Source organism: Pseudomonas cremoris (genome assembly GCF_014230465.1).
The window spans coordinates 40210-67173 of sequence record NZ_JAAXCY010000008.1 but is presented as its reverse complement, the minus strand read 5'-3'; the positions used below and the strand labels follow the sequence as shown (position 1 = coordinate 67173).

The 26964-nt window shown below is 60.6% G+C and carries 27 protein-coding genes and 1 pseudogene; 17 read left to right on the top strand and 11 right to left on the bottom strand.

Annotation, left to right across the window (positions count from 1 at the left end):
* The first annotated feature begins 159 nt into the window (after positions 1 to 159).
* The gene (gene fadD1, locus HF257_RS20260) at positions 160 to 1851 is read left to right on the top strand and encodes a long-chain-fatty-acid--CoA ligase FadD1 (protein WP_185707949.1); all 1692 of its coding nucleotides are present in this window, start codon (positions 160 to 162) and stop codon (positions 1849 to 1851) included.
* A 176-nt stretch (positions 1852 to 2027) separates the two neighbouring features.
* Here the strand turns inward: fadD1 and HF257_RS20255 are convergent, their stop codons facing one another.
* The gene (locus HF257_RS20255; protein WP_185707947.1) at positions 2028 to 2405 is read right to left on the bottom strand and encodes a hypothetical protein; all 378 of its coding nucleotides are present in this window, start codon (positions 2403 to 2405) and stop codon (positions 2028 to 2030) included.
* 200 nt (positions 2406 to 2605) lie between these two features.
* On the opposite strand from HF257_RS20255, the gene HF257_RS20250 reads away from it, so the two are divergent.
* The 3 genes from HF257_RS20250 to def all read left to right on the top strand — a co-directional run bounded on the left by HF257_RS20250 (position 2606) and on the right by def (position 4455).
* Entirely contained in the window at positions 2606 to 2791 is a 186-nt protein-coding gene (locus HF257_RS20250; RefSeq protein WP_176994235.1) for a CsbD family protein, read from the top strand.
* 170 nt (positions 2792 to 2961) lie between these two features.
* A complete protein-coding gene (locus HF257_RS20245; protein WP_185707945.1) occupies positions 2962 to 3912 on the top strand; it encodes a YihY/virulence factor BrkB family protein in 951 nt (316 codons plus the stop codon).
* A gap of 3 nt (positions 3913 to 3915) precedes the next feature.
* Positions 3916 to 4455 (top strand): peptide deformylase, encoded by a 540-nt coding sequence (def, locus tag HF257_RS20240; RefSeq protein WP_185707943.1) that lies wholly within the window; start codon positions 3916 to 3918, stop codon positions 4453 to 4455.
* A 136-nt stretch (positions 4456 to 4591) separates the two neighbouring features.
* On the opposite strand, the gene HF257_RS20235 is transcribed toward def, so the two are convergent.
* Complete coding sequence (locus HF257_RS20235; RefSeq protein ID WP_185707940.1) at positions 4592 to 5410, bottom strand: class I SAM-dependent methyltransferase; 819 nt, start codon at positions 5408 to 5410, stop codon at positions 4592 to 4594.
* A 60-nt stretch (positions 5411 to 5470) separates the two neighbouring features.
* Positions 5471 to 5908, bottom strand: coding sequence for a GNAT family N-acetyltransferase (locus HF257_RS20230; protein WP_185707938.1), 438 nt, complete (start codon positions 5906 to 5908; stop codon positions 5471 to 5473).
* A 301-nt stretch (positions 5909 to 6209) separates the two neighbouring features.
* On the opposite strand from HF257_RS20230, the gene HF257_RS20225 reads away from it, so the two are divergent.
* From HF257_RS20225 to HF257_RS20200, 6 genes are all read left to right on the top strand, one after another.
* Positions 6210 to 7139, top strand: a complete 930-nt coding sequence (locus tag HF257_RS20225) for a fatty acid desaturase (RefSeq protein WP_185707936.1) — start codon at positions 6210 to 6212, stop codon at positions 7137 to 7139.
* A 9-nt stretch (positions 7140 to 7148) separates the two neighbouring features.
* Positions 7149 to 7940 carry a phosphate/phosphite/phosphonate ABC transporter substrate-binding protein gene (locus HF257_RS20220; RefSeq protein WP_185707934.1) on the top strand — a complete coding sequence of 264 codons (792 nt, stop codon included), beginning with the start codon at positions 7149 to 7151 and terminating at the stop codon, positions 7938 to 7940.
* 108 nt (positions 7941 to 8048) lie between these two features.
* On the top strand, positions 8049 to 8573 hold the full coding sequence (locus HF257_RS20215) for a sigma-70 family RNA polymerase sigma factor (RefSeq protein WP_185707932.1): 525 nt from the start codon (positions 8049 to 8051) through the stop codon (positions 8571 to 8573).
* Complete coding sequence (locus HF257_RS20210) at positions 8570 to 9508, top strand: FecR domain-containing protein (protein ID WP_185707930.1); 939 nt, start codon at positions 8570 to 8572, stop codon at positions 9506 to 9508. The genes HF257_RS20215 and HF257_RS20210 overlap by 4 nt, the downstream gene beginning before the upstream one ends.
* 254 nt (positions 9509 to 9762) lie before the next feature.
* Positions 9763 to 12399, top strand: coding sequence for a TonB-dependent receptor domain-containing protein (locus HF257_RS20205; RefSeq protein WP_185707928.1), 2637 nt, complete (start codon positions 9763 to 9765; stop codon positions 12397 to 12399).
* A gap of 63 nt (positions 12400 to 12462) precedes the next feature.
* On the top strand, positions 12463 to 13467 hold the full coding sequence (locus HF257_RS20200; protein WP_185707926.1) for an ABC transporter substrate-binding protein: 1005 nt from the start codon (positions 12463 to 12465) through the stop codon (positions 13465 to 13467).
* Positions 13468 to 13607: 140 nt separating this feature from the next.
* On the opposite strand, the gene gstA is transcribed toward HF257_RS20200, so the two are convergent.
* Positions 13608 to 14210, bottom strand: coding sequence for a glutathione transferase GstA (gene gstA / locus HF257_RS20195; RefSeq protein ID WP_185707924.1), 603 nt, complete (start codon positions 14208 to 14210; stop codon positions 13608 to 13610).
* Positions 14211 to 14306: 96 nt separating this feature from the next.
* Between gstA and HF257_RS20190 the strand changes: the two genes are divergently transcribed.
* From HF257_RS20190 to HF257_RS33620, 3 genes and pseudogenes are all read left to right on the top strand, one after another.
* Complete coding sequence (locus HF257_RS20190) at positions 14307 to 15176, top strand: LysR family transcriptional regulator (protein WP_185707922.1); 870 nt, start codon at positions 14307 to 14309, stop codon at positions 15174 to 15176.
* Positions 15177 to 15298: 122 nt separating this feature from the next.
* A pseudogene (locus HF257_RS33625) lies at positions 15299 to 16120 on the top strand (PAS domain-containing protein); the annotation flags it as partial.
* The gene (locus HF257_RS33620) at positions 16094 to 16663 is read left to right on the top strand and encodes a methyl-accepting chemotaxis protein (protein ID WP_408635724.1); all 570 of its coding nucleotides are present in this window, start codon (positions 16094 to 16096) and stop codon (positions 16661 to 16663) included. The pseudogene HF257_RS33625 and the gene HF257_RS33620, both read left to right, overlap by 27 nt.
* 78 nt (positions 16664 to 16741) lie before the next feature.
* Here HF257_RS33620 and HF257_RS20180 read toward each other — a convergent pair whose 3' ends face one another.
* The 5 genes from HF257_RS20180 to gntR form a co-directional block, all read right to left on the bottom strand.
* The gene (locus tag HF257_RS20180; protein WP_185707918.1) at positions 16742 to 17251 is read right to left on the bottom strand and encodes a hypothetical protein; all 510 of its coding nucleotides are present in this window, start codon (positions 17249 to 17251) and stop codon (positions 16742 to 16744) included.
* 134 nt (positions 17252 to 17385) lie between these two features.
* Positions 17386 to 18801, bottom strand: a complete 1416-nt coding sequence (locus HF257_RS20175; protein WP_185707916.1) for an MFS transporter — start codon at positions 18799 to 18801, stop codon at positions 17386 to 17388.
* Between the two features lie 140 nt (positions 18802 to 18941).
* Positions 18942 to 19679 carry an NAD-dependent epimerase/dehydratase family protein gene (locus HF257_RS20170; protein ID WP_185707914.1) on the bottom strand — a complete coding sequence of 246 codons (738 nt, stop codon included), beginning with the start codon at positions 19677 to 19679 and terminating at the stop codon, positions 18942 to 18944.
* A gap of 15 nt (positions 19680 to 19694) precedes the next feature.
* Positions 19695 to 20327: a glutathione S-transferase family protein gene (locus tag HF257_RS20165; protein ID WP_185707912.1), complete on the bottom strand. Its 633-nt coding sequence runs from the start codon at positions 20325 to 20327 to the stop codon at positions 19695 to 19697.
* A 221-nt stretch (positions 20328 to 20548) separates the two neighbouring features.
* Entirely contained in the window at positions 20549 to 21580 is a 1032-nt protein-coding gene (gntR, locus tag HF257_RS20160) for an HTH-type transcriptional regulator GntR (RefSeq protein ID WP_185708206.1), read from the bottom strand.
* A 213-nt stretch (positions 21581 to 21793) separates the two neighbouring features.
* Between gntR and HF257_RS20155 the strand changes: the two genes are divergently transcribed.
* Together HF257_RS20155 and HF257_RS20150 are read left to right on the top strand one after the other, a co-directional pair.
* Positions 21794 to 22327 carry a gluconokinase gene (locus tag HF257_RS20155; RefSeq protein ID WP_185707910.1) on the top strand — a complete coding sequence of 178 codons (534 nt, stop codon included), beginning with the start codon at positions 21794 to 21796 and terminating at the stop codon, positions 22325 to 22327.
* Between the two features lie 84 nt (positions 22328 to 22411).
* Positions 22412 to 23764, top strand: a complete 1353-nt coding sequence (locus tag HF257_RS20150; RefSeq protein ID WP_185707908.1) for a GntP family permease — start codon at positions 22412 to 22414, stop codon at positions 23762 to 23764.
* Positions 23765 to 23884: 120 nt separating this feature from the next.
* On the opposite strand, the gene alaC is transcribed toward HF257_RS20150, so the two are convergent.
* Entirely contained in the window at positions 23885 to 25102 is a 1218-nt protein-coding gene (gene alaC / locus HF257_RS20145) for an alanine transaminase (RefSeq protein WP_185707906.1), read from the bottom strand.
* Positions 25103 to 25298: 196 nt separating this feature from the next.
* On the opposite strand from alaC, the gene HF257_RS20140 reads away from it, so the two are divergent.
* Positions 25299 to 25781: a GyrI-like domain-containing protein gene (locus HF257_RS20140; protein WP_185707904.1), complete on the top strand. Its 483-nt coding sequence runs from the start codon at positions 25299 to 25301 to the stop codon at positions 25779 to 25781.
* A 60-nt stretch (positions 25782 to 25841) separates the two neighbouring features.
* On the opposite strand, the gene HF257_RS20135 is transcribed toward HF257_RS20140, so the two are convergent.
* On the bottom strand, positions 25842 to 26342 hold the full coding sequence (locus tag HF257_RS20135; RefSeq protein ID WP_185707902.1) for a GNAT family N-acetyltransferase: 501 nt from the start codon (positions 26340 to 26342) through the stop codon (positions 25842 to 25844).
* A gap of 142 nt (positions 26343 to 26484) precedes the next feature.
* Between HF257_RS20135 and HF257_RS20130 the strand changes: the two genes are divergently transcribed.
* Positions 26485 to 26964 (top strand): SRPBCC family protein, encoded by a 480-nt coding sequence (locus HF257_RS20130; RefSeq protein WP_185707900.1) that lies wholly within the window; start codon positions 26485 to 26487, stop codon positions 26962 to 26964.

Genomic DNA, 26964 nt, shown 5'->3' with positions numbered 1-26964 from the left:
CTTTTGGCTCTAGGCGGCCTTTGGCAAAGCTGCTACTCTCGGCGCGCTTTGTGACATCTCGGCCTGCTTGAAAGCGCCAGACTCACCTAAAAAAACATACACCAATAATAATCGCATCAAATGCGATGATGAATTCGCGTCGCTGAGGAGTGGGCTTCCATGAACGAAGACTTTTGGAAGGATAAGTACCCCGCCGGGATTGCTTCAGAGATCAATCCAGACGAGTATCCGAATATTCAGGCGGTACTGAAACAGTCCTGCCAGCGCTTCGCCAACAAACCGGCTTTCAGCAACCTGGGCAAGACAATCACCTACGGTGAGTTGTACGAATTGTCCGGCGCATTCGCCGCGTACCTGCAACAGCATACCGACCTGAAGCCCGGCGACCGTATCGCCGTGCAACTGCCCAATGTCCTGCAATACCCGGTCGCCGTATTCGGCGCCATCCGTGCCGGCCTGATCGTGGTCAACACCAACCCGCTGTACACCGCGCGGGAAATGGAACACCAATTCAACGACTCCGGTGCCAAGGCCCTGGTCTGCCTGGCCAACATGGCCCACCTGGCGGAAAAGGTCGTACCCAAGACCACCGTCAAGCACGTGATCGTCACCGAAGTCGCCGACCTGTTGCCGCCGCTCAAGCGCCTGCTGATCAACAGCGTCATCAAGTACGTGAAGAAGATGGTTCCGGCCTTTCACTTGCCGAACGCGATCAAGTTCAACGACGTGCTGGCCAAGGGGCACGGTCAACCGGTCAGCGACGCCAGCCCGGCCAGCAGCGATGTTGCGGTGTTGCAATACACTGGCGGCACCACCGGCGTGGCCAAGGGCGCGATGCTTACCCACCGCAACCTCGTCGCCAACATGCTGCAGTGCAAGGCGCTGATGGGCTCCAACCTCAACGAGGGCTGCGAGATCCTGATCACGCCGCTGCCGCTGTACCACATCTATGCGTTCACCTTCCATTGCATGGCGATGATGCTGATCGGCAACCACAACATCCTGATCAGCAACCCGCGCGACCTGCCGGCGATGGTCAAGGAACTGTCCAAGTGGAAGTTCAGCGGCTTTGTCGGCCTGAACACGTTGTTCGTGGCGCTGTGCAACAACGAGGCGTTCCGCAAACTGGACTTCTCCGCGCTGAAGGTCACCCTGTCGGGCGGCATGGCCCTGCAACTGGCGGCCGCCGAACGTTGGAAAGCCGTGACCGGCTGTGGCATCTGCGAAGGCTACGGCATGACCGAAACCAGCCCGGTAGCCACGGTGAACCCGATCCAGAATATCCAGATCGGCACCATCGGCATTCCGGTCCCGTCCACTGTCTGCAAGGTCATTGCCGACGACGGCACCGAGCTGGCGCTGGGCGAAACCGGTGAGCTGTGCGTCAAGGGCCCGCAAGTGATGAAGGGCTACTGGCAGCGCCAGGACGCTACCGACGAAATGCTCGACAGCGAAGGCTGGCTCAAGACCGGCGACATCGCCATCATCCAGCCAGACGGCTACATGCGCATTGTCGACCGCAAGAAGGACATGATCCTGGTCTCGGGCTTCAACGTGTACCCGAACGAGCTGGAAGACGTGCTGGCAGGCCTGCCGGGCGTGCTGCAATGCGCGGCCATCGGTGTGCCGGACGAGAAATCCGGGGAACACATCAAGCTGTTTATCGTGGTCAAGCCAGGCGCCACCCTGACCAAAGACCAGGTGATGGAGCACATGCGCGCCAACGTCACTGGCTACAAGGTGCCTAAGGCCGTCGAATTCCGCGATGCGTTGCCGACCACCAACGTGGGCAAGATCCTGCGCCGTGAGTTGCGTGATGAAGAGCTGAAAAAGCTGGGCCTGAAAAAGTAACCCATAAAAAACCCCGCGAATGCGGGGTTTTTTAATGCTTGCTGATTAGCAGGGGTGAAATGCAATCCAAAGTGTGGGAGCGGGCTTGCTCGCGAATGCGGTGTTTCAGCGACTTATCCTGCGACTGACACTCTGCATTCGCGAGCAAGCCCGCTCCCACATGTTTAACCGCATTCTTACAGGGAGAACTGGGCGAAGCCCACACCCGCGCCTGCTGGGCGAACGTCTTTCAAGAACGAATCCTTATCCGCACTCAGCTCCAGGGTAATCTCCGGCTTGCGCTTGCCGGCATTGCGCACCACCAACCCTTCGATGTGCTCACGCAGGAATGCCGTTGGCACCTTCAAGTGCAGCAACTGGTCGGTCTCGGCGTTATGCATCAACAAGTGAATCCACTCGTACTGGCCCACGGCAATGCGGCCCACCGGCAGGTCGAACCACCAGATGTTGCGCTTGCGGTCCAGGTCGGTGAAGTGGCAGTTGTTGACGCCGAGTACGGCACCGCCCAGTTCGGTGTTTCTGCGGGCGATGGCCTGTGCTTTATTGAGTTTCATAACCTTCCTACGGGATCTGTTATTCAGCGTTATAGCCTGAATGTGCCGGGCATTCTCGTGGGTTGGCTGCAAAACATAAAGCCAAACCTGCGACCGGCGATGAAATGCGCAGCGAAAATAATTGAAACTCTGCCGAACCGCCCCGGGTCAATCTCTAGGTAATGACCAAAAACCCTTGATTGTTCTTCTGGAGAAATACCATGGGCAGCACAGCGGATAAGGCAAAAGGTTTGAAAGACGAGGCCGTCGGCAACATCAAGCAAGGCGTCGGCAAAGTCACCGGTAACGACAAACTGCGCGCTGAAGGCGTGGTGCAGGAAAAGAAAGGCCAGGTCGAAAAGGCCATCGGCGACACCAAGGACGCAGTGAAGAAAGCGACCAAGTAAGCGCGCTTTCAAGCAGTCCAGACGGCCATCCACGGATGGCCGTTTTTATGTCAGATACCGTGATTAAAGTTTCGAAATTGTTTCAAGGTCGCCAAATAGGCTACCTTGATGTAGAAAACGGCCCCTGAGTCGCCCACGAACTCAACCTTTTTGCGGCGAAAGGAGACGCTATGATTTTCCCGGTACTCGATGGTCTCAAGCTGCACAAAGTGCTGGTGCGCACCGTCAAGGAATTCGTCGATGACGAGATGCCCACCTACGCCTCGGCTCTGGCTTACCAGATGCTGTTTTCGCTGTTTCCCTTCCTGCTGTTCCTGATTGCCCTGATCGGTTTCCTGCACCTGCCGGACTTCTTCACGTGGCTGCGCATGCAGTCGGAATTGGTGTTGCCGCCCCAGGCCCTGGAGCAGGTCAACCCGGTGATCGACCAGTTGCAGCAATCCAAGGGGGGCCTGCTGTCGGTGGGTATCGTGATTGCGTTGTGGACAGCTTCGGCCGGTGTGCGCCTGATGATGAGCGCGATGAACGCGGCCTATGACGTGGTTGAAGGTCGGCCAATCTGGAAGCGCTTCCCGCTGTCGATTTTCTACACCATCGGCATTGCCGGCATGCTGCTGGCCGCTGCTGCGTTGATGGTGCTGGGTCCGCAAGTGATGGAATGGCTGGCCGGGCAGATCGGCATGCAGGAATTCGTGGTCACCTTGTGGACCATCCTGCGTTGGCCGTTGATTGTGATTTTGCTGATGTTCGCCGTGGCCCTCATGTACTACGTGATGCCCGACGTGAAGCAGAAATTTCGCTTTATCACCCCAGGCTCCGTGCTGGCGGTGGTGGTGTGGATCGTCGCGTCCCTGGGCTTTGGCTACTACGTCAAGACCTTCGCCGACTACAACGCCATGTATGGCAGTATCGGTGCGATCATCGTCTTGCTGCTGTACTTCTATATTTCTGCCGCCGTGCTGTTGCTGGGCGCGGAGATGAATGCCGTGATCGAACACATGTCGGCCGAAGGCAAGGACCCCGGTGAGAAGGATTTTGATGAACACACCGTCACGGATGAAAAACAACACGTCTCAGGCCTAGGCCGTGACCATTCCAAGCCCACTACCGACGAAGTCTGATCGATGATCCGTGAAATCCTGAAAATGGGCGACGAGCGCCTGCTGCGTATCGCCCCCCCGGTTCCGCCGGAAATGTTCGACAGCCCCGAGCTGTGGCAGTTGATCGATGACATGTTCCAGACCATGGAACACGTGGGTGGCGTAGGCCTGGCCGCACCGCAGATCGGCGTTGACTTGCAGTTGGTGATCTTCGGTTTTGAAGCCAGCGAACGCTACCCGGACGCGCCACCCGTGCCGCAGACCATCCTGATCAACCCACTGATCACGCCGCTGAGCCCGGTGTTGGAGGAAGGTTATGAAGGTTGCCTGTCGGTGCCAGGCCTGCGCGGTGCGGTGGACCGTTACCAGCAGATTCGTTATGAAGGGTTTGACCCGAAGGGTGAGCCGATCGTGCGAGTGGCCGACGGGTTCCATGCGCGGGTGGTGCAGCATGAGTGCGATCACCTGATTGGTAGGTTGTACCCGTCGCGGATTACGGATTTCAGCAAATTTGGCTTCATCGAAGTGATGTTCCCGGACATGGACCCCACAGCCGACGACTAGCTTTCAGACCCCATGAGGTCAAAATGTGGGAGCGGGCTTGCTCGCGAATGCGTTGTATCAGTCAATAAATCTGTCGACTGACACTGCGCATTCGCGAGCAAGCCCGCTCCCACATTTAGTCTGTGTTCGACTTGGGTTATTTGGCGGGCTTGATGAACCGCAACGTCATCCGATCCGACTCCCCAATCGCCACATACTTGGCTTTATCCTGCTCCCCCAACTTCAACGTTGGCGGCAAGGTCCACACACCTGCGGGATAATCCTTGGTGTCCTTCGGATTGGCGTTCACCTCGCTCTGCGCCGCCAGCTTGAACCCCGCATCGGTCGCCAACTTCACCACTTGGGCCGTGGTCAGGTAACCCGTGTCCTTGATCGCTTCAAGATCTGCTCCGTCCTTGGCCCGGTGATCTTCCACACCCAGTACGCCGCCCGGTTTGAGCACCTTGTAAAACGCACTGAAGGTGGCCGGCGCAGTGCCTGCTTCCACCCAGTTATGCACGTTGCGGAACGTCAGTACGGCATCCGCCGAAGCCGGCTTGCCGAACACCGGCGCCTTGGGATCGAACTCGACGACTTGGGCCTTCCGGTAACGCGTCGGGTCTGCGGCGAACTTGTTTTTCAGGTTCTCCTCGGACGTGCGCGCATAGGCACTGGTGCTGGCGGCCTGCACGGCGGCGATGTACTGCCCGTGATCCTTGAGCAGTGGTGACAGCACCTCGCTGTACCAGCCGCCGCCCGGGGTGATTTCGATCACCGTCTGCTTGGCGCCCAGGCCAAAGAACTCCAGGGTCTGCTTTGGGTGGCGATAACCGTCGCGGGCGCTGTTGGCCGGGTCGCGCCAGCTGCCGGCCAGTACGCTTTGGTACTGCTTGGCGCTGATCGGCGCGTCGGCGGCCTGGCTAAAGGTGGGGAGGAGGAGGGCAGTAAGGGATAGCGCTGCAAACGTCGTTTTCATGATTATCCGAAAAGTGGGCCACTGTGCCGCCGAGGCTAGCATGGGCCCTCTGTCGGCTGATCACACATTATCCGAGGTCGTCCTTACCAAACGTTCTAAGCCCATGGCGATCATGGGTTTGTTGCGCTTGTAACGCACCAGCCGCTCGCTCAAGGATTGGGGCAGCACTGTGTCCTGAGTGAACCCCATGCGTTGATACAACCCTTCCAGGTCTGGATGGCACAGCAACCAAACCGTGCCCTCCACTGAGGCCACCGCCTCAAGAATCAAGGTCGCCGCCAACCCCTGGCCGCGATACGCAGGGTCCACGAATACGCCCGTCAACCACTGCCCGCCCACCACCGGCGTCAGGCACAACCCGGCGACTATTTCGCCATCGCGCGCCACCCACAGTTGACCTCCCTTGAGCGCCTTCATCGATGAATTGTGGCTGCGGTAAAACTTGTTCAGCAGCGGCCACAGGGGCTCTGCCAGCAGATCGATGGTCAACTCGGGCATGGTGTTCAGGCAGCGTTATGAAGGGGAGGGGATTATAAGCGCCTTCTGCCGCGCAATAGGTGGTATACCCAGTGCTACATCCCCTGTTAGTGGAGTACGCATCATGGCCAAAGGTATGGATTCAAAGAAAGCCGCGAAGAAAAAACCGGCAAAGACCGCCGATGAAAAACGCGCCGACAAGAAAGCCAAGAAATCCGAGACCGGCTTGTTCGGCCATTAAGTTCCAAGCTTAGAACCAAACAATCTGCAAGATTTTCCCGCGCCAGTGCACAGAGCAGGAAACACCTGCTCTGAGCTGCCGATGGCCAACTACCTTGATCCTACCCAACGCCGGGAAATCGAAGCCCTGGCGCAACGCTTCACCGCAAAAACCGAATGGCCGACCTGGCTGTTATTGATTGGCGTGTATACCGGCTGGTTCGCCGTGATCCTCGGCAGCCATTGGCTGGGCCTGTGGTTGAGCACGCTGTTGCTGATCCCGCTGGTGACGCTGTGGTTGTCGGTGCAGCACGAACTGCTGCATGGTCATCCCACCCGGTCACTGCTGCTGAACAAACTGCTCGGCTACGCCCCGTTTGCCGTGTGGTATCCCTACACGCTGTACCGCGACAGCCATCTGCTGCACCACAACGACGAGGACCTGACCCTGCCGGGGATCGACCCGGAAAGCCGCTACCTCAACCAGCAGCAGTGGGACAGCAGTTCACTGTTCGAACGCGGCGTGCATTGGCTGACCAAGACCGTACTCGGCCGCTTCTTGCTGGCGGCACCGTTGGCGATTGGCCGCTTGGCTCGCCATCAATTGCAGCGCCTGCCAACGGTATGGCCGATGTGGCTGGCCCACGGCGCCGTTACCGTGCTGATGCTAAGCTTCATCGCCCACTACAGCGCGCTGTCGGTGTGGCACTACCTGTTGCTGGTCAGCGTGCCGGCTTTGTCCCTCGCGTCTATCCGTTCCTACTATGAACACCGCCCGCATCCGCAACCGGAGCAGCGCACCGTGCTCAACGAGGCGTCGTGGCCGTGGACTTGGCTGTACCTCAACAACAACCTGCACTTGGTGCATCACGACTTGCCGAAACTGCCGTGGTATTTGTTGCCCACGGTCTACCGCGCCCGCCGCGAGCAATGGGTGGAACGCAGCGGCGGCTTCCTGGTGCACGGCTACGGCCAACTGATCAGCCGCCACGGCCTCAAGGCCATCGACAGCCCCCGGCATCCTTTTGCGTGAGAGACGATCATGAGTGACCACTACGCCGAGCTGCTGATGTATGTGGCGCCCGAGCCCATTCAGCAGGCCAACCAGCAGTGGCTGGCGCGCATATTCGAACGCTTGGACCTTGACCGTCGCAACGCTGACCACCTCGACTTGCACGGTCTTTGGCTCGCCCCGGAACTGCTGGTCACCCAAACCTGCGGCTACCCGTTGATGACCCAACTGCGCGGCCAGGTCCGCGTCATTGGCCGCCCCCGTTATGAGTTGCCCCATAGCAGCCATGGCGAGCATTGCAGCCTGCTGCTGACCCGCGACGACAACCCGCGCACCACCCTGGCGGCGTTCTACAACAGTCGTGGCGTGATCAACGGCCACGACTCCAACAGCGGCATGAACCTGTTGCGCGAACGCCTTGCCCCGCTGCAGCGCGACGGACGCTTCTTTAGCAGCGTCGGCATTAGCGGCGCACACCGTGAGAGCCTGCGCTGGCTGCGGGAAAACCGTGCCGACCTCGCCGCCATCGACAGCGTGACCTACGACTATCTGGCGCGTTTTGCCCCGGAAGAAGTGGCAGCGCTGCGCATCGTCATGCGCAGCGCGCCGAGCCCGACCTTGCCGTATATCGGTCCGCTGGGCCTGAGCGACGAACAGATCACGCAGATTCGTCAGGCGATGAACCAGGCGCTACGCGACTTGCCGCAGGTGGTGGAAACACTCGGTGTACAGGAAGTGCTACCGGCCAGTGAGGACGACTACCAAGTGCTGCTGGACTACCAACAGCATGCCGCCAGCATCGGCTATCCGATCCTTAAATAAAGCTATATAAAAATACCTTTTAAATATTATTAAAGAATAAGCAGCCTTGCTAGGATCGCCCCACCGGAACACCGGACATAACGCGCAACCTACTCAGATGGAGCCACTATGTCCGGCGCCGACACTTCTCACAGCGATTACGTGGGCGGATTATTCCGCAGTCATTACGACTGGCTGTGCAGCCGTTTGCACCGCCATCTGGATTCCCGTGCCCATGCCGAAGACATCGCCGCCGACACCTTCGTGCAGCTCCTGACGTCGCCGGGCCTGAGTGCGTCTGGAGAGCAGGCCATCCGCCAGCCCCGAGCCTTGCTCACCACCATCGCCCAGCGCTTGATGTATCAGCTGTGGCGTCGCCGTGACCTGGAGCGCGCCTACCTCGATGCCTTGGATACCGACGAGACCTGCACCGCGCCGTCTCCCGAAGAGTTGGCGCAAATGCTCGAAGCCCTGCAAGCCATCGACCAGTTGCTGGACGGCTTGCCAGCCAAGGTCAAGGCAACGTTCCTGTTGTCCCAGCTCAATGGCCTGACCTACCCGGAAATCGCCGCCGAACTGGGCATCTCCCAGCGTTCGGTCAGTGACTACATGACCCGCGCCTTCAACCGTTGCCTGCGGCTGTGCCTGGAATGAGCGAAGAGCTGATCGACAGCGCCACCCGCTGGTATGTGCTGCTGCGTTCCGGCCAGGCCACGGCGGGTGACTGGCAACGCTACGAACAATGGCGCGCCGCCGACCCGCGCCACGATGCGCTGTGCCGACAGTTGGAAACCCGCCTCGGCGTGTTCCAGGTTCCCCAGGCCCAAGGGGTGAGCGGCAAGGTGTTGCAGCAGGCGCTGGAGGCGCCGTCCAGCCGTCGCCATGTGTTGCAAGTCGCATTGGCCGGTGCCGGCGTGGCGGTGGGCGCTGCGTTCCTGGCCAAGCCCATGGGGCTGACCGAACTCACGGCCGATATCCGCACCGGCACCGGCGAGCGCCGCACGGTGACGCTGGACGATGGCAGCGAGTTATTGCTTAACGCCCAGAGCGCGGCGGATATCCAGTTCAGCCCGCAACGGCGCCTGGTGCGCCTGCGCGAAGGCGAGTTGCTGGCCAAGGTCGCCAGCGACCGCCGCCAGCCCTTTTTGATCCAGACCGACCAAGCTCGCTTATGTGCCTACGGCAACCGCTTCCTGGTGCGCGAACGGGAAGGGCAGGGGCAGGTAGTCGCGCTCAACGGCGCGGTGGAAATCGACAACAGGCACGGTGAACGCCTGCAACTCGCCGCCGGCCATGAAGTGCATTACGACCGCAACGGTTTTGGCCCGATAGAAACCAGCTCTTCGGGCGCCACCGCTTGGGTCGATGGTTTCCTGCAAGTGCGCGACCGTCCATTGGCCGAAGTCATCGAGGCACTGCGGCCCTATCACAACGGCGTGCTGCGCCTGGACCCGGCGGTGGCCGAGTTGCGTGTCAGCGGCCTGTACCGGCTGGACAACCCCCAGCAGATCCTCGACACCCTGGCGCGCACGTTGCCGATCCACATCACTCGGCGTACGGGGTTGTGGGTGACGGTCAGTGCGACCTGACCTGCGCGTCGACTCGGACCAATGTGGGAGCGGGCTTGCTCGCGAAAGCGGCGTGTCAGCTTGCACATTCATCACTGCCCCAACGCCTTCGCGAGCAAGCCCGCTCCCACAGGGATTGGGTTATCAGTTCAAGGTCGGGGCCCGGTTCTAAGGACATAACCAAACGATCTGCAAGTTTCCTCCGCGTCATCCCACATCACTCCCGTAAGCGCTGCGGGGAGCAGTGCAACCGAGTTTCCTTGGGGGGAGCCACAGTGAGTCAGTTCAACCGTGTGTCGCGTCGAACCTTTGCCCTGGTGCCGTTGGCCAGCCTGTTGTTGTCGTTTGCCGCCAGTGCCAGCGATGCGCGTCAGGTCTATCACATCGCGCCGGGTCCGCTGGATGAAGTGTTGCTGAACATCAGCCGTCAAAGCGGCCAGGTGATCTCCTTCACCCCGCAACTAGGTAACTATTCCTCGGCCAGCGTGGACGGTTCGCTGTCAGCGCAACAGGCAGTGGATGCCGCACTCAAGGGCACCGGCCTGCAAGTGCAGGTCAGCCCGGATGGCGCGTTTATCATCAAGGAAGGCGGGCCCAAAAGCTCGACCAGCAACGTCAAGGCGCAAACCAGCGCCGCCCAGGTGCCGACCCTGGACCGCGTGGTCGCCATCGGCACCCGGCGCAGTGACGCAACGGCCCTCACCAGCGCCGCGCCGGTGGACGTGATCAACGCCGAAGAACTCAAGCAGACCGGCGCCACCAGCCTCAACCAGGCGCTGTTCCAATTGCTGCCGTCGTTCAACTTTCCGCAGAACAACAGCGCCACCCGTGGACAGGATCCCAAAGGCGCGTCGCTGCGTGGCCTGTCGCCCGACCAGACGCTGGTGCTGATCAACGGCAAGCGTCGGCACACCTCGGCGGTGGTGAACATTTCCGGTGGCGTGCCGTTCATTGGCGCCCAGCCGGTCGACCTGGACATGATCCCCATCAGCGCCATCGACCACGTCGAAGTGCTGCGTGACGGTGCCTCTGCGCAGTACGGCTCCGACGCGGTGGCCGGGGTGGTCAACATCGTGCTCAAGGAGCGCGACAGTGGTGGTGGCATCAACACCCAGTTGGGCAAATACGCCCAGGGCGATGGCTTCAGCAAAACCACCGATGGCTGGTACGGCATAGGCCTGCCGGGCGATGGTTTCCTGACCCTGAGCTTCAACACCTTGAACAACAAGCCGGACGATATCGGCGACAAATACGTGGCCGATGGCCGTGTGCAAGACCCGCGCTGGGGCGGTGCCGGGCGCGACAAATACAACTTGGCGGCCAACGCCGAAATCGGCCTGAACGATCAGTGGCGCGTCTACAGTTTCGCCACGTTCGGCCAGGACACCTCGGTCAACAACACGCCGCCGCTGCTGGCCAGCAGCCCGAACAACGTCACGTCGATCTACCCCAACGGCACCATTCCCAAGTACCGCTATCGCTATGAAGACGGCGCCATCACGGTGGGCACGCGCTATGAAGACGACAGCATCGGCCGCTTCGACCTGAGCGCCACGTACGGTCGGGACGAGCACGATGAGCTGGCCTTCAACACCGTCAACCCCAGCTACGGCGCCAACAGCCCGACCAAATTCAACGTCGCCACGCTGGTCAACGACCAGACCAACATCACCCTCGACTACGCCAAGGACCTCGACGTGAACTGGTCCAGCCACCCGCTGACTGTCTCGGCCGGTGTGGCCTATCGTCACGAGCAGTACCGCTTGGAAGCCGGTGACTACGACTCTTACTCCTACGGCGGCATCGACAACGTGCAAGTGGGTGCAGTGCAGGCGTCCGGCCTGACTCCGGACGATGCGGGCACGTTCAAACGTGATGTCGGCGGCGTGTATTTCGGTTTGGAAAACCAGGTTACCGATAAGCTGCAAGTCGGCATTGCCGGGCGCACCGAGCATTACTCGGACTTCGGTTCGGCCACCACCGGCAAGCTCTCGGCGCGTTATGACTTCACGCCGCAAGTGGCGCTGCGCGGCACCATCAACAACGCCTACCACGCACCGAGCCTGGGGCAGATCGGTACGTCGTGGACCACCACCACCAACCTCGATGTAAACGGCAACCCGGTGCTGACTCGCATGTTGCCGGCTGACAATCCGGCGGCACGTGCCCTCGGCGCGCAACCGCTCAAGCCAGAGAAGTCCACCAACTACTCCCTCGGCCTGGTATTGCGCCCTGCCGAAAACGCGTCGCTGACCATTGACGCCTACCAGATCTCGATTCGCGACCGGCTGGTGTTCAGCGGCGGTATTTCCGGGCCCTTGGCCGAGCAGATCCTGACTAATGCCGGCTACGGCCAGTATTCCTGGGCGCAGTTCATGACCAATGCCGCCGACACCCGCACCCGTGGCGTCGATATCGTCGGCAAGTACAACCTGGACCTCGCACAGTTCGGCAACCTGAACCTGTCGGCGGGCTACACCAAGGCGCGTACCACCATCGAGAAAATCCACGAAAACCCCAACGGCTTCGAAGTGCTGACCCGCGAAGCCCGTGGTTTTATCGAGCATGGCTATCCCGAGGACAAGTTGGTGTTTGGCGCGGTGCACAAACTCAACCAATGGACCATCGCCCTCAACGAAACCCGCTACGGCAAATACCGTAAATATGCCTCCGACGCCGCCAACGCCCAATACGACCAGACCTTCAGTGCGCAATGGACCACCGACCTCGACGTGAACTACGCGTTCACCCATCAACTGCGTGTCTCGGTGGGCGTGAACAACCTGTTCGACAGCAAGCCCGACGACTTCAACACCCGCCTGCGCCAGACCCCGGGCCAGCAGTACAGCTACCTGTCGCCGACCGCGCCGGAAGGGGCGTTCTACTACACGCGACTCAGCTATGACTTCTAAGAGCAACCCGCTCCAACACTGGAGCCGCATGGTTTCGGATATTGATTCAACACGAGGTTCTGCATGAAAAAGCTTAAAAACCTGCTGGGTGGTTCGCTGCTGGCACTCGCTGTATTGGCTCAGCCGACACACGCCGCTGAACCCATCCACTTCGGCGACATCACCTGGGAAAGCGGCAGCTTCATCACCGAAGTGCTGCGCCTGATCGTCGAGAAAGGCTACGGCCTGCCCACCGACACCTTGCCCGGCAGCACCGTGAGCCTGGAGGCCGCCCTGGCCAAGAACGATATCCAAGTGATCGGCGAAGAGTGGGCAGGGCGCAGTCCTGCGTGGGTCAAGGCTGAGAGCGAAGGCAAGGTTTTCGGCCTGGGCGACACCGTTAAAGGCGCGACCGAAGGCTGGTGGGTACCTGAGTTTGTGATCAAGGGCGACGCCGCGCGCGGTATCAAGCCGCTGGCGCCGGACCTCAAGTCAGTGGCCGACCTGCCGCGCTACAAGGACGTGTTCCGCGACCCCGAAGACCCAACCCGTGGCCGCTTCCTCAACAGCCCCACCGGTTGGACGTCGGAGATCGTCAACAGCCAGAAGATCAAGGCCTATGGCTTGACCGACAGCTTCGTCAACTTCCGCACCGGCTCCGGTGCGGCGCTGGATGCCGAAGTGGCGTCGTCGATCCGTCGTGGCAAACCGGTGCTGTTCTACTACTGGTCGCCCACGCCGCTGCTGGGGCGCTTCAAACTGGTCAAGCTGGAAGAACCGCCGTTCAACGCCGAAGCCTGGAAGACCCTCTCCGACGCGAAAAACCCCAATCCCATCGGCACCCGCTCGATGCCCGCGAAGTTGGCGATTGGCGTATCGGCGCCGTTCAAGGCGCAATACCCGCAACTGGTGAGCGTGTTTGAAAAGGTCGACCTGCCGATTGATCTGCTTAACGGCCTCCTGGCTGACATGAGCGAGAAGCGCACGCAGCCACGCCAAGTGGCGTTGGCGTTCCTCAAGGAGCAGCCGCAGGTGTGGCAGCAGTGGGTACCGGCGCAGGTGGCGGCGAAGGTCAACGCCGCCCTTTAAACCACCGAAGATCAACTGTGGGGGCGGGCTTGTGTGGGAGCGGGCTTGCTCGCGAAAGCGGTGTATCAGTCACAGGTGTGTCGGATGACACGTCGCCTTCGCGAGCAAGCCCGCTCCCACATTTTGGAGCGTATTTCAGGTCATGCAGCTTCGGCGGCCAGGGCAGCAACGACTGCCGGACGCTGATTGACCCGTTGTTGAAAATTATCCAACGCCGGCCATTCGCGCAGGTCAATATCGTGGAAAGCCGCCCAACGCAGCACCACGAACAAATACGCATCTGCCACCGAATACTGCGAGCCCAGCAAATAGTCCTGGCGCTCAAGCGTCTGCACCAGCACCGCAAATCGCTTGAACAACGTGGCCTGGAACGTCGCCCGCACCTCGCCCTGAATCGCGTCGTTGAAAAACACTGCCAAGCCGCCATGAATCTCGGTGGCAATGAAGTTCAGCCATTCCTGCAACCGCACGCGCTCCCAACTGCCGTTGGCCGGGGCCAGTTCGGCTGCGGGTTTCAGGTCGGCGAGGTACTGCAGGATCGCGCTGGCTTCGGTCAGCACCTGGCCGTTGTCCAATTGCAGTGCCGCCACGTATCCCTTGGGGTTGATGTGCAGGAAATTCTCACCGTTGGCGGTGGTCTTGGCTTTGTTATCCACCAACACCAAGTCGAACGGCAACGCCAATTCGCGCAGCACGATATGGGGCGCGAGTGAGCAAGCGTTGGGGAAGTAATACAGTTTCATCGAGGGCAGCTCCTTAGGGTTTGCGCCAGTCTCGCGGGCATGGCACCGTGCGTAAAATTAAACCTTCAGACCCCTGCCATAAGGACTGCTACTGCCATGATGAACCTGATGCACTGGCGCTTGCTGGTCGCCGTGGCCGATCACGGCAGCATCACCGCCGCCGCCGAGCGCGTGGGCATGACCCAGTCCGCCGCCAGCCAAGCGATGGCCGGTATGGAGGCAACCTTGGGTGCGCAACTGTTTACCCGTGAGCCGCGCAAGACCTTGCCCACGGCCTTGGGGTTGAGTGTGATCGAGCAGGCGCGGGTGATGTTGGGCGCATTGCAGGCCATTCGCAGCACTGTGGATGCCGCCAAGCCCACACTGCGTGGGACGATCCGCATCGCCAGTTTCCCCATGGTGCTGGCGACCTTTCTGACGCCGCTGTTGCAGCGTTTTGGGCAGCTTTATCCTGGCATCGAAGTCACCACCCTGGATGTCACCGATAACGAAGTGCACACGCTGCTCGACGCCGACCTGATCGACCTCGGCGTGGTGCTCAACCCCAAGCCCGAGCGCAACGCCACCGTGCTGGGCCGCGATTTCTGGATGGCAGTGCTGCCGACCCATCACGCCCTGGCGCTACGCCCGGCGGATGCCACGGTGTCTTTGGAAGAGCTGCTCGACCAACCCTTCGTGCTCGCCACCGGTGGTTGCACCGCCAACGCCCGCAGCCTGGGCGCCGCAGCGGGGCTGACATTACGCGATATCCGCGTGGAAGTGCGCGAATGGAGCAGCGCCTTCAGCCTGGTGCGAGAAGGTGTCGGTGTGACGCTGGTGCCGGAAATGGCCTTGCCAGCGCAACGCAACGGCTTGCGCGTGATGCCGTTGACGGTGCCGCTGCACCGCGAATTCGCCTTGGTCAGTTCTCCAGCCCGCCCGCCATCGGCCGCCACCTGCGCATTGTTAAAAATGCTGGCTGACTAGTGGCCTTGCATAGCGCCAAGCCCTGTCTATGCTCACCCAGAACCGTGATGACGCTTGCCATATAAAAGCGATTCGGATGGTTTTTTCCCCATGAAGGTTTGCCAGCACTATCCAACTGAAGAATGGAATGCGCCTTCCAGGCGCCGGGAATCAAGGGTGATCTGACCATGTTCAACCGCCATCACAAATCCGACCTGCTTGAAATCGAACGTTTCGCCTGCGCCCTTACCGAAGCCAACGCCAAGCTCGCCGCCATCAGCCGTTCCATGGCGATGATCGAGTTTGACCGCAATGGCGTGATCCTCGACGCCAACGACAACTTTTGCAAAACCATGGGCTACAGCGCCGAGGAGATTCGCGGCAAGCATCATCGTCTCTTCTGCGAGGAGGCCTATACCCACACCGAGGCCTACGCCAAGCTCTGGCGTGATTTGGCGCGGGGCGAGGCCATCAGTGGCACGTTCATGCGTTTGAACAAACGCGGCCAGGAAGTGTGGCTGGAAGCCAGCTACATGCCGGTGCTGGACAGCGACAAACAGGTGCAAAGCGTGATCAAGGTGGCGTCGGACATTTCCGCGCGGGTTCACCATGAACACGAAAACCAGAGCCTGATCGACGCCATCGGCCGTTCCATGGCGGTGATCGAGTTCACCCCACAGGGCCAGATCCTCAACGCCAACGACAACTTTTTGCGCACCGTGCAGTACTCGCGCGAGGAAATCATCGGCCAGCACCACAGCATGTTCTGCCATCGTAGCGAAGTGGAATCACCGGCCTACAAGGCGTTTTGGGCGTCGCTCAACCGTGGCGAATACCACTCGCACCGCTTCGAGCGCAAAAACAAATACGGCAAGACACTGTTCCTGGAGGCGTCCTATAACCCGATCTTCGACACCAATGGGCGCTTGTACAAAGTAGTGAAGTTCGCCAGCGACATCACGGATCAAGTCACCACCCTGCGCACCGCCGCCGATTCGGCCCACGCCACCTCAGTACAAAACGACGCCTGCGCCCGCAAGGGCTCGGAGGTGGTGCAGCAAACCGTACAAATCATCGAAGAAATTTCCCACGACCTGAACCAGGCGGCGCAAAGCATCGATGCGGTGAGCAAGCAGTCCGACATTATCGGCGCCATCGTGCAGACCATCCGCAGCATTGCCGAGCAGACCAATATGCTCGCGCTCAATGCGGCCATTGAAGCGGCACGGGCCGGTGAGCATGGGCGTGGGTTTGCGGTGGTGGCCGATGAGGTGCGCAGCCTCGCGGCACGAACCAGCCAGGCGACGGTGGAGATTGTGGATGTGGTGCGCAAGAACCACGACCTGTCGCTGAGCGCGGTGTCGAGCATGCAGTCGAGCTTGAGCCGCACAGGGCTTGGGGTGGAGCTGGCGAATGAGGCGGGGCAGGTGATCCTGGAGATTCAGGAGGGGTCACGGCATGTGGTGGATGCGATCAGCCAGTTCAACTCCACCTTGCAGTTGCAATAATGTAGTGAGCGGGCTTGTCCCGCGCTGGGCGGCTTCGCCCCCCCAGCGCGGGACAAGCCCGCTCACTACAAGCCAAGCTTAGATTGCGGCCAGGGTTTCTTTCACGGTTTGCGCCGGGTCAGTGGCTTTCGCCGCTACCTGCTGCTCTTGCTGCTGTTTCACACGGTCCGCCACTTGCTTGGCAATCGCGTCCTGTTTTTCCTGGGACATGTTCTGCACATCCGCCTCGGTCAAGCCCTGTTCCTTGAGCAATTGCTCACGGATGCGCTCGGCCGGGGATTTGCTCATGTAGTCGGTGAAGTCAGCACGGGCGGTGCTGGTGCTGGAACCGGCTGCCGGCACATCCGTCGTTGCCGTGGTGGCTGCGGTGGTGGCTTGCAGCTGCACACGGGTCTTGGCGAAGGCTTCATCGATACGATCGTTGGCCTTGTCCAGCTCCTTCTGCGCAGCCGGCACGGTCACGCTTTGCTGCGCTGCTTGCACGGCACCGCTGTAGAGCGCGCTGGCGGCGGCGTTGGCCGGGTCCATGTCGGCGCGCTTGAGCTGTTGGATCGTCGACACGGCTTGGGTGTTGTTGTTAACCAGCATGATCGGTCACCTGTGGAAATATTCGTGTGCCACCGGTGGAGCAAATAGCGTGCCGCAGGTGAAGTGCCCGGTTTTATTGGGGCGGGACTGGCCGTTGCGGCAAGGGTTGTCCTACCGGCGGCCAACCGTTGCCGTCAATGGGCGATATTTTCCAACGCCAGGTTGCGCGTACGCGGCCCGAACCAACTGATGGTGATCATCACGATCAACATGCTGCTGGCAATAAACGCCAGCACGCCCGGTGTGCCCAGGTGTTCCAGGATAAAACCGATCAACAGGCTGCTGAACACCGTGGACAAGCGGCTGAACGAATAGCAGAACCCCACCGCCCGCGCGCGGATGTTGGTGGGGAACAACTCGCTTTGATACGAGTGGTAACTGAAGCTCAGCCAGGCATTGCAGAAGGTGATCATCACTCCGCAGATCAGCAGGCCCACTGCTGTGGTTTGCAGGGCAAACAGGCTGCCGAAGATCATCGCGCCCAGCGCCGAGCCGACGATTTGCCATTTGTTTTCAAAGCGGTTGGCCACCTTCACGAACAGCAGCGGCCCCAGTGGGTAGGCAAGGGTGATGATGAAGGCGTAGAGCAGGCTGTGGGTCACGCTGACGCCCTGGCCCGACAGCAGCGCCGGCAGCCAATTGCCGAAGCCGAAGAAGCCGATGGCCTGGAACACATGGAACACGATCAACATCAACGCGCGACGGCGGTACGGCGGTTGCCAGATATCGGCAAAGCGGCCGCTGCCTTGCACGCTGACGGCCTCCGGTTCCGGCTCATCCAGCGGCTTGCCATGGTCCTTCTGGCAGCGCGCCTCCAGGGTGTCCATGATTGCACCGGCTTCCTCGAATCGACCTTTTTGCGCGAGCCAGCGCGGTGACTCCGGCAGGCGTTTGCGCAGTTGCCAGATAAACAGCGCAAACACCGCACTCGACAACACCACCCAACGCCAGCCGGACACGCCGAACGGTGCCTGGGGCACCAGCCACCACGACATCAACGCCACCGCCGGCACCGACAGAAACTGGATAAAAAACGCAAAGGCAAACGCCGAGCTGCGCATGCGCTTGGGCACCAGTTCCGAGAGGTAGGCGTCGATGGTGACCAGCTCGATCCCCAGGCCAATGCCCACCAGGAAACGCATGCAGATGATGCCCACGGCAGAGGTCTGAATACCCATCAACACCGTGGCGACGGTGTACCAGATCAACGCAAAGGTGAAGATCGCCCGCCGTCCGAAGCGGTCGGCGATAGGGCTGAGCAGGCTGGCGCCGAGGAACAGGCCCAGGAAGGTTGCCGAAGCAAAGGCCGCCTGGTCCGAGAAGCCGAACACCCCTTCACTGCCGGTGTGAAAAATCCCGTCGCTGATCAGGCCGGGGCTGATATAGGCGGTCTGGAACAGGTCATACAGCTCGAAAAAGCCGCCGATCGAGAGCAACGCCACCAGGCGCCAGACGGTGGCGACGGCGGGCAAGCGGTCAATGCGTGCGCTGATATGGGCGGCACGGATCGGGTCGATGCCGTCCGTGGCTGAGGCGGTCAGTGTGGACATAGGGAGATTCCAGGGGCAGTGACCTGGAATCTTAGCTGGCTAACGGAAATCGGTGATTGTGAAGTTGTGCTTGTTTGGCGGCCCATTCACCGATTTATTGCGCCGGGGCTTCGCTTTCAACGCTTTTATAGCGCTGGGATTCAGTAGGTGATGGGAATCTCAAACTCCTGGAACGCGTCATCCTGGGGCTGATAGCCCAGTACTCGCGTGGTTTCGCTCAGGTCCAGGCGCTTGAAACGGTTATTGGAAATGCCATGGGCGATCAGGTGCTTCACGCCCTCGGCCTCTACCGAGCGCTGCAGCAGGTGCACCGCATCGCGAGGGCTGAGCCAGGCGCTGAGGTCGCGCGCGTTGTTGAGGTCGTGGGTCTCGGGGAATTCGAAGGCGCCAATACGCAGGGCAATCGTCGACAGTGGGGTTTTCGACGCATAGAAACCGCACAGCGCCTCGCCGTAGCATTTACTCACGCCATACAGGTTGGCCGGCATTACTTGCATGCCGGGGGTGATCTGGCGGTCCACCGGGTAGCCTTCGATGGTTTGCGCGCTGCTGGCGAACACCAGGCGTTTCACCCCGGCGGCCACAGCGGCCTCGAACAAATAGGTGGTGGCGAGGATGTTGTTGGGCAGCAACTCATCGAACGACGCGCTGGCGTGGGGGATGCCCGACAGGTGCACGATCACGTCGATGCCATCGAGCAGGGCGGCCAGGCTGGTTTTGTCGCTGAGGTCGGCATGCACGAAACGGTGTTCGCCGAGGGCAAAATCCGGCGCAATGCGGTCGGTGAGGGTGAAGCGGTAGCGGTCTTTCGAGGCTTCGAAAAACGTCTTGCCGATTCGGCCGCAAGCGCCGGTTAGCAGTACGTTGAGTCCTTTCACGGTGTCGTCCTTGTTTTAGTTATGGCCATCGAGGGCAAAGGCTTGGAAGCCGGGGCGCTGGCTGAGGCGTTGGTAGTACGCCTCGACAGCGGGGTAGGGCGGGTGGTCCAGCGGTGCGTTGCGCCAGCGGTGCACCGACAGGCCGACGAGGATATCAGCCAGGGTGAATTCACTGCCGGCCACAAAGGCGCCGGTCTTGATGAGTTGTTGTTCAAGCAGGCCCATCTTGTCGTTCCAGGCTTGCACGCCGGCCTGGATGCGCTGCGGGTCTTGGTAGTCCGGGTTCTGGCGCACCAGCGCGTGGAACGCATAGCCCCAGGATGGGTTGAGTTCGGTGGCCTGCCAGTCCATCCATTGCTCCACGCGGGCGCGTGGCGCGGGCTCGACGGGCAGCAAGTCATCGCGTTGGTAGAGGCCGACCAGATAGCGGCAGATGGTGTTGGACTCCCACAGCACGCCGTGGTCGTCGATCAGCACCGGCACCTGGGCGTTGGGGTTCAGCGCCAGGAACTCGGGGGATTGGGTGGGGGTGTAGCCGATGCCCCAGTCTTCGCGCTGGTAGTCGATGCCCAGTTCCTGGCAAGTCCACAGCACTTTGCGCACGTTGATGGAGGACGTGCGGCCGAGGATTTTCAATGAGTGTCCCATGGTGCTTTCCTTGCGGTGGAGAGCGGCCAATCTAGCAGGGCTGGTCACATTTTTGTAGTGAGCGGGCTTGTCCCGCGCTGGGTGGCGAAGCCGCCCTAAACCCAAGCAATTCGGTCTTCCTGAAACACCGAGGCAGTCTTATTGGGGCGGCTTCGCCACCCAGCGCGGGACAAGCCCGCTCACTACAGGGATCGTGTTAAACCCGGTTTTCGAGGGCGCTTTCAGGTGCTCTCCCGCACCTGCAACTCAAACCCCATATCCACCACCGGCTTGGCCACTTTGTTCCCCGCCATGATCGTCAACAAATGCTCGGCCGAGCGCCGACCAATCGCTTCTCGTGGGGTGCTGATGCTGCTCAGGCGCGGCACCATGAAGGATGAGGCCGGCAAGTCGTTGAAGCCCAGCACCGCCACCCGCTCGGGTACGTTGATGCCGTGGCGCATCGCTTCCAACAGCGCGCCCTGAGCCAAGTCATCGTTACCAAAGAAGATCGCGTCCACATCCGGATGAGTCGCCAGCAACTGCAAGAACAACTCACCGCCCAGGCCCACGGAGGACGGGCGTGGCGTCAGCACTTCCAGCGCCGGGTCATACAGGCCCGCCTGTTGCAGTGCGCGGCGGAAGCCTTCGCCGCGCAGCAAGGTGCGTTGGTCCAACTGCGCACCTATATAAGCCAGGCGCTTGCGCCCACGGGACAGCAGATGCGCCGCCGCCGTTTCACCCGCGGCCAACTGCGAGAAACCCACGCAGTTCACGCCGGCGTTGGGGTCCAGGTCCATCATGTAGACGCAGGGCACATTGCTAGCCTCGACCATTCGTCGGGCGCTTTCGGTGCGGTCGAAGCCGGTCAACAGCAAACCCCGTGGCTGGTAGGCCATGTAGTTGCGCAGCAGGTTTTCTTCTTCGTCACGGGAGTAGTGGGAGTTGCCGATCAGCACTTCAAAACCCTTGGGCCGCAGCACCTGGTGGATGGCTTCGAGGGTTTCGATAAACAGCAGGTTGGACAGCGACGGTACGATCACTACCACCGAATGGCTCTGCGCCGAGGCGAGGGCGCGGGCGGCGGGGTTGACCACGTAGTTCAGTTCGCTGGCGGCCTTTTGCACTTTTTCCACCAGTTCGGTGGCCACGGTGCTGATGCCGCGCAACGCGCGGGAGGCGGTAATCGGGCTGACGCCAGCCAGGCGGGCGACTTCGTTAAGGGTCGGACGACCCGTGGTGCGCAATTTTTTATCGTTCTTGGAGGTCATCAGGCGGCTTGCCAAACAAAAATCGAGGCACTAAGGTAGCGCTGTCTCCAAAAGGCTGCAAATGCTTGAACGTCGGGTTGCCTGATCCCGTTCAAATCATTGGAGCGGATGCACGCGTCACTCCATAAAAAAAGACAAGACGGCGCGGGAAAAGCCTGTTTTTGCACTAGCCTTACAGCGTGCAAAGGTAGCGCTATCTGCGTCCTGAGGTGTTTCATGAGTCAACCTGTTACTGCCCTGGTCATCATGGGTGTTGCTGGCTGTGGCAAGACCAGCGTCAGCGAAGCCCTGTGCCGTCTGAACGGCGCCACCGCCATTGAAGGCGACAGCTTCCACCCTGCCGCGAACATCGAAAAGATGAGCGCCGGCCACCCCCTCAACGATGACGACCGTGCCGGCTGGCTCGACATCCTCTGCGATGAATTGCGCCGCTCGCTCAAGGCCGGGGAACACCCGGTACTCACCTGTTCCGCGCTGAAAAAGAAATACCGCGACCACCTGCGCGAAGCTGCGCCGGGCCTGGGTTTCGTGTTTCTGGAGCTGACCCGTGAAGTCGCGTCCGACCGCGTGTCCCATCGGCCTGATCATTTCATGCCGGCAAGCCTCATAGACAGCCAGTTCGCCACCCTTGAATCGCCCGTGGGCGAGCCGCTGACCCTGGCCCTCAATGCCAGCGTGGACAGCGTCGAGGCGTTGGCCGAGCAAACCAATGCCTGGTGGCTGCAACACGGCTTCGAACCTTCCAAGTAATTTTTTGCCAGAAAAGATAGCGCTATCTGCGGCAGGAAATTCAACACCCGCTTTAATAACAACAACAAACAGGAGAGACCCCCCATGTTTGGCATGTCCCACGAGTCTTACCTGCTGCTAGATGCAGTGGTCACTATCATCGGGTTGATCGTTCTGATCACCAAGTTCAAGGTGCACCCGTTCATTGCACTGATCATCGCGGCCGGCTTCCTCGGCCTGACCTCGGGTATGCCCGTGGACAAGATCATCAAGGCGTTCCAGGACGGTTTCGGCGGAGTACTCGGCTTTGTCGGCATCATCCTCGCGCTGGGCACGATGCTCGGCAAGATGATGGCCGAATCCGGCGGTGCCGATCAGATCGCCCAGACCCTGATCCGCGCCTTCGGCAAGGAAAAGGTTCAGTGGGCCATGATGTTCGCCGCGTTCCTGGTGGGCATCCCGCTGTTCTTCGAGATCGGTTTTGTACTGTTGATCCCGCTGGTGTTTATTGTCGCGCGCCGCACTGGTGTGTCGCTGATCAAGATCGGTATCCCGCTGCTCGCCGGCCTCTCGGCGGTGCACGGCCTGGTGCCTCCGCACCCTGGCCCGCTGCTGGCCATCGGCGTGTTTGGTGCGGACATCGGCAAGACCATCCTCTACGGCCTGATCGTCGCGTTGCCGACTGCCATCATCGCCGGCCCGATTTTCGGTACGTTCATTGCCAAGTACATCCCGGGCAACCCGTCCCAGGAACTGGTGGACCAACTGGCCCGCGAGTCGGAACACAAAAGCCTGCCGAGTTTCAGCATCACCCTGATCACCGTGCTGCTGCCGGTGTTCCTGATGCTGCTCAAAACCTTCGCTGACATCGGCTTGCCGGACGGCCACATCGTGCGCAACTGGATGGACATGATCGGTCACCCGATCTCCGCCCTGTTGCTGGCGTTGCTGCTATCGCTGTACACCTTTGGCCATCGCCAGGGTATCCACTCCAAGCAGATCCTCAAGCTGCTCGACGCCAGCCTTGCGCCGACCGCCGCGATCATCCTGATCATCGGTGCCGGTGGTGGCTTCAAGCAGATGCTGGTGACCAGCGGTGTGGGCGACGTGATCGGCCATATGGCGGTGAACGCGCAGATCAACCCGATCCTGCTGGCGTGGCTGGTGGCGGCGGTGATTCGTGTGGCAACGGGTTCGGCGACGGTGGCAACCATTACCGGCGCGGGCATTGTGGTGCCGGTGGTGGGGATGATTCCGGGCGTCAACCGTGAGCTGCTGGTGTTGGCGACGGGGGCGGGGTCGTTGATCTTGTCTCACGTCAACGATGCGGGGTTCTGGCTGGTGAAGCAGTACTTCAATATGACCGTGGCTGAGACGTTCAAGACGTGGACGGCGATGGAGACGATTCTGTCCGTCGTGGCGTTGATCTTCATCATGCTGTTGTCGTTGGTGGTGTAACAGGTACACCACAAAACAACTGTGGGAGCGGGCTTGCTCGCGAATGCGGTAGATCAGCAATGAATCTGTTGACTGACACTGCGCATTCGCGAGCAAGCCCGCTCCCACATTTAGATCGAGTTAGGCTCCGGTTTTCGGGACCAGCCCATCCGCCCGAAACATCCCGCGAATCCCCCGCACCGCCTGCCGAATCCGGTCCTGGTTCTCGATCAGCGCAAAGCGCACATGATCATCGCCATACTCACCAAACCCGATGCCCGGCGACACGCACACCTTCGCCTCCAGCAGCAGCTTCTTGGCAAATTCCAGCGAACCCATGGCAGCGTACTGCTCGGGAATCTTGGCCCAGACGTACATCGACGCCTTCGGATTCTCCACCATCCAACCCAGCTCATGCAGGCCCTTGACCAGCACATTGCGGCGCTGGCGGTACTGCTCGGCAATGTCTTTCACGCACTGCTGGTCGCCTTCCAATGCCGCAATGGCGGCCACTTGCAGCGGCGTGAACGTGCCGTAGTCGTGGTAGCTCTTGATGCGTGCCAGGGCGTTGACCAGTTCCGGGTTGCCCACCATGAAGCCGATGCGCCAGCCCGCCATGTTGTAGCTCTTGGACAGGGTAAAGAACTCCACCGCAATGTCCTTGGCGCCTGGTACCTGCATGATCGACGGGGCTTTCCAGCCGTCGTAGACGATGTCGGCGTAGGCCAGGTCGTGCACCACCAGCACGTCGTACTGCTTGGCCAGGGCGATAACACGCTCAAAGAAGTCCAACTCCACGCACTGCGCGGTCGGGTTGGACGGGAATCCGAGGATCATCATCTTCGGCTTGGGGATCGAACCGCGAATCGCCCGTTCCAACTCGGCGAAGAAGTCCACGCCCGGAATCAGCGGCACCGAACGCACCTGGGCGCCGGCAATCACGGCACCGTAGATGTGAATCGGGTAGCTCGGGTTTGGCACCAGCACCGTGTCGCCCTGGTCCAGGGTGGCCAGCATCAAGTGCGCCAGGCCTTCCTTGGAACCGATGGTCACGATGGCTTCCGACTCAGGGTCGATGTCCACTTCATAGCGGTCTTTGTACCAGCGTGAAATCGCCCGGCGCAGACGCGGAATGCCTTTGGAGGTGGAGTAGCCGTGGGTGTCTTCACGCTGGGCGACGGTGACCATCTTCTCCACGATGTGAGGAGGTGTGGCGCCGTCAGGGTTACCCATGCTCAAGTCGATGATGTCTTCGCCGCGCCGACGCGCAGCCATCTTCAGCTCGGCAGTGATATTGAAAACGTAAGGGGGGAGTCGATCTATGCGCGCAAAGCGGCGCGGCGAACCTTGGTCTGCCATTTGTTGCCTCGAAGTACGTAAGCGCCCGGAACCGTCCGAGCGACGTCGGCCACTGCGGTGGCCTGCGGGGCAGACAATACGGTCGGTGATGGCCAGTTGTCCAGATGCGTAGGAAAAATTTCTGCATGGAGTACGGCGCGGATATGCCCCTATACTCGATGCGGGTTTGTTCCCTCATAAGAAGGAGACTGTTCGTATGGATCAGCAGACAAAACAACCGCTGGAGCCACGCATGGAAGCGGGTAAAGCCTTGGTGATCGCCGGGGTGCAGGGGCGTTATTCAAAAGCCACCGTGGGGGATATCCCCAAGCTGTGGGAGTTGTTCGACACCTGCATCAAGGACATCAAGAAGCGCGTCGGCGGGGTGACTTACGGCGTGTGCCATAACCCCAGTCACGGCGAATTCGATTACATGGCCGGGGTGGAAGTACCGAGTAAAAGCGACGTGCCGGGCAACTTTGAGTTTATCGAAATACCGCCGCTCAACTATGCCGTGTTCCCGCATTACGGGCCGGTGCAGGCGTTTGAGCAAACGTACGAACGCATCATGTTCGAGTGGTTGCCGCACTCGGGTTACAAGGTGATGGGGGCGGACTTCGAGCGTTACAGCGCCGATTTTGATGTGCGCAAGGGCACCGGGACGGTGGAAATCTGGCTACCGGTGGGCGAAAGAGGCTGAAGCCGCAGCCAATGTCACGTAAACAAGACATGTACTTCTGAATGTCATGTTTACGTGACATCAGCGTTGTGGATTTAACACCCACCTTAACCGTCGTTCATGCCCAATCCGCCCCCTGTACGCCTCCCCGCTGTCCACCCAGCCAGTCGTCAGATACAACCCCATCGCCGCCACGTTGTCCGCATCTACCGACAACTCCAGCCCCTTGATCTGCGGCCACGCCAGCAACGCCGCCTCCGGCAGCGCCTGCAGGCACGCCTTGCCAAATCCTCGGCCTTGTTGCGCGCGATCCACTTGCAAAGCATGCAGCGTGGCGCTGTGTTCATCGGCCCAATGGGGCAGGCAAGGAGGGCGCTTCAGCAACAGGAAGGCCACGGGCAGATCGCCTGCGAGCAGGACGAAGCCCTTGACGCTGGCAGGGTTGGGGTTGACCAGCAGGCTGTTCAGCGCGCAGTAGATATCGCCGGAAAACGCCAGTTGCTCGGGATGCACTTGCAGGGTGTCGAGCTGCTGTTTTTGCGCGTTGCTCAGCGTCTCATAGGGGACGAGGCGGGTTTCCATCGGGGGGGCGTCCCAAAGACTACACAGAGGCGGCGATTCTAGCGGTTTTGGCGTTGCTCCGGTCGACCACGAACTATAGTGAATACCGTTCGCCCACTGAATCCCTGACCACAACAACCCCAAGACTCAGGAGGTTTACCCCATGTCTGCCCAACCTGCCGAATTCGAACTGTCTATCAGCCGTGTGATCGACGCACCCCGCAGCCGGGTGTTTCGGGCCTGGACCGAGCCTGCCTTGCTGCAACAGTGGTGGGGGCCCCACGGCATGACCACCCCGGAGTGCGAAATGAACCTGTGGGTGGGTGGGCTGTTTCGCACCCTGATGCGTGCGCCGGATGGCAGCGAATACCCGACCCAGGGCGTGTTCCTGGAGATTGTCGCGCCGCGGCGCCTGGTGTTTACCGATGCGTTCACGCCCGGTTGGATTCCGTCAGGCAAGCCGTTCATGACCGCCGAAGTCACCCTGCAGGAAGTCGAGGGCAACAAGACCCTCTATACCGCCCGCGCCATGCATTGGACCGCCGAAGACAAAAAAGCCCATGAGGCCATGGGCTTTCACGACGGCTGGGGCCAGAGCCTCGACCGGCTGGTGACGTTGGTCACCGAAGGGATGGGCGAGTGA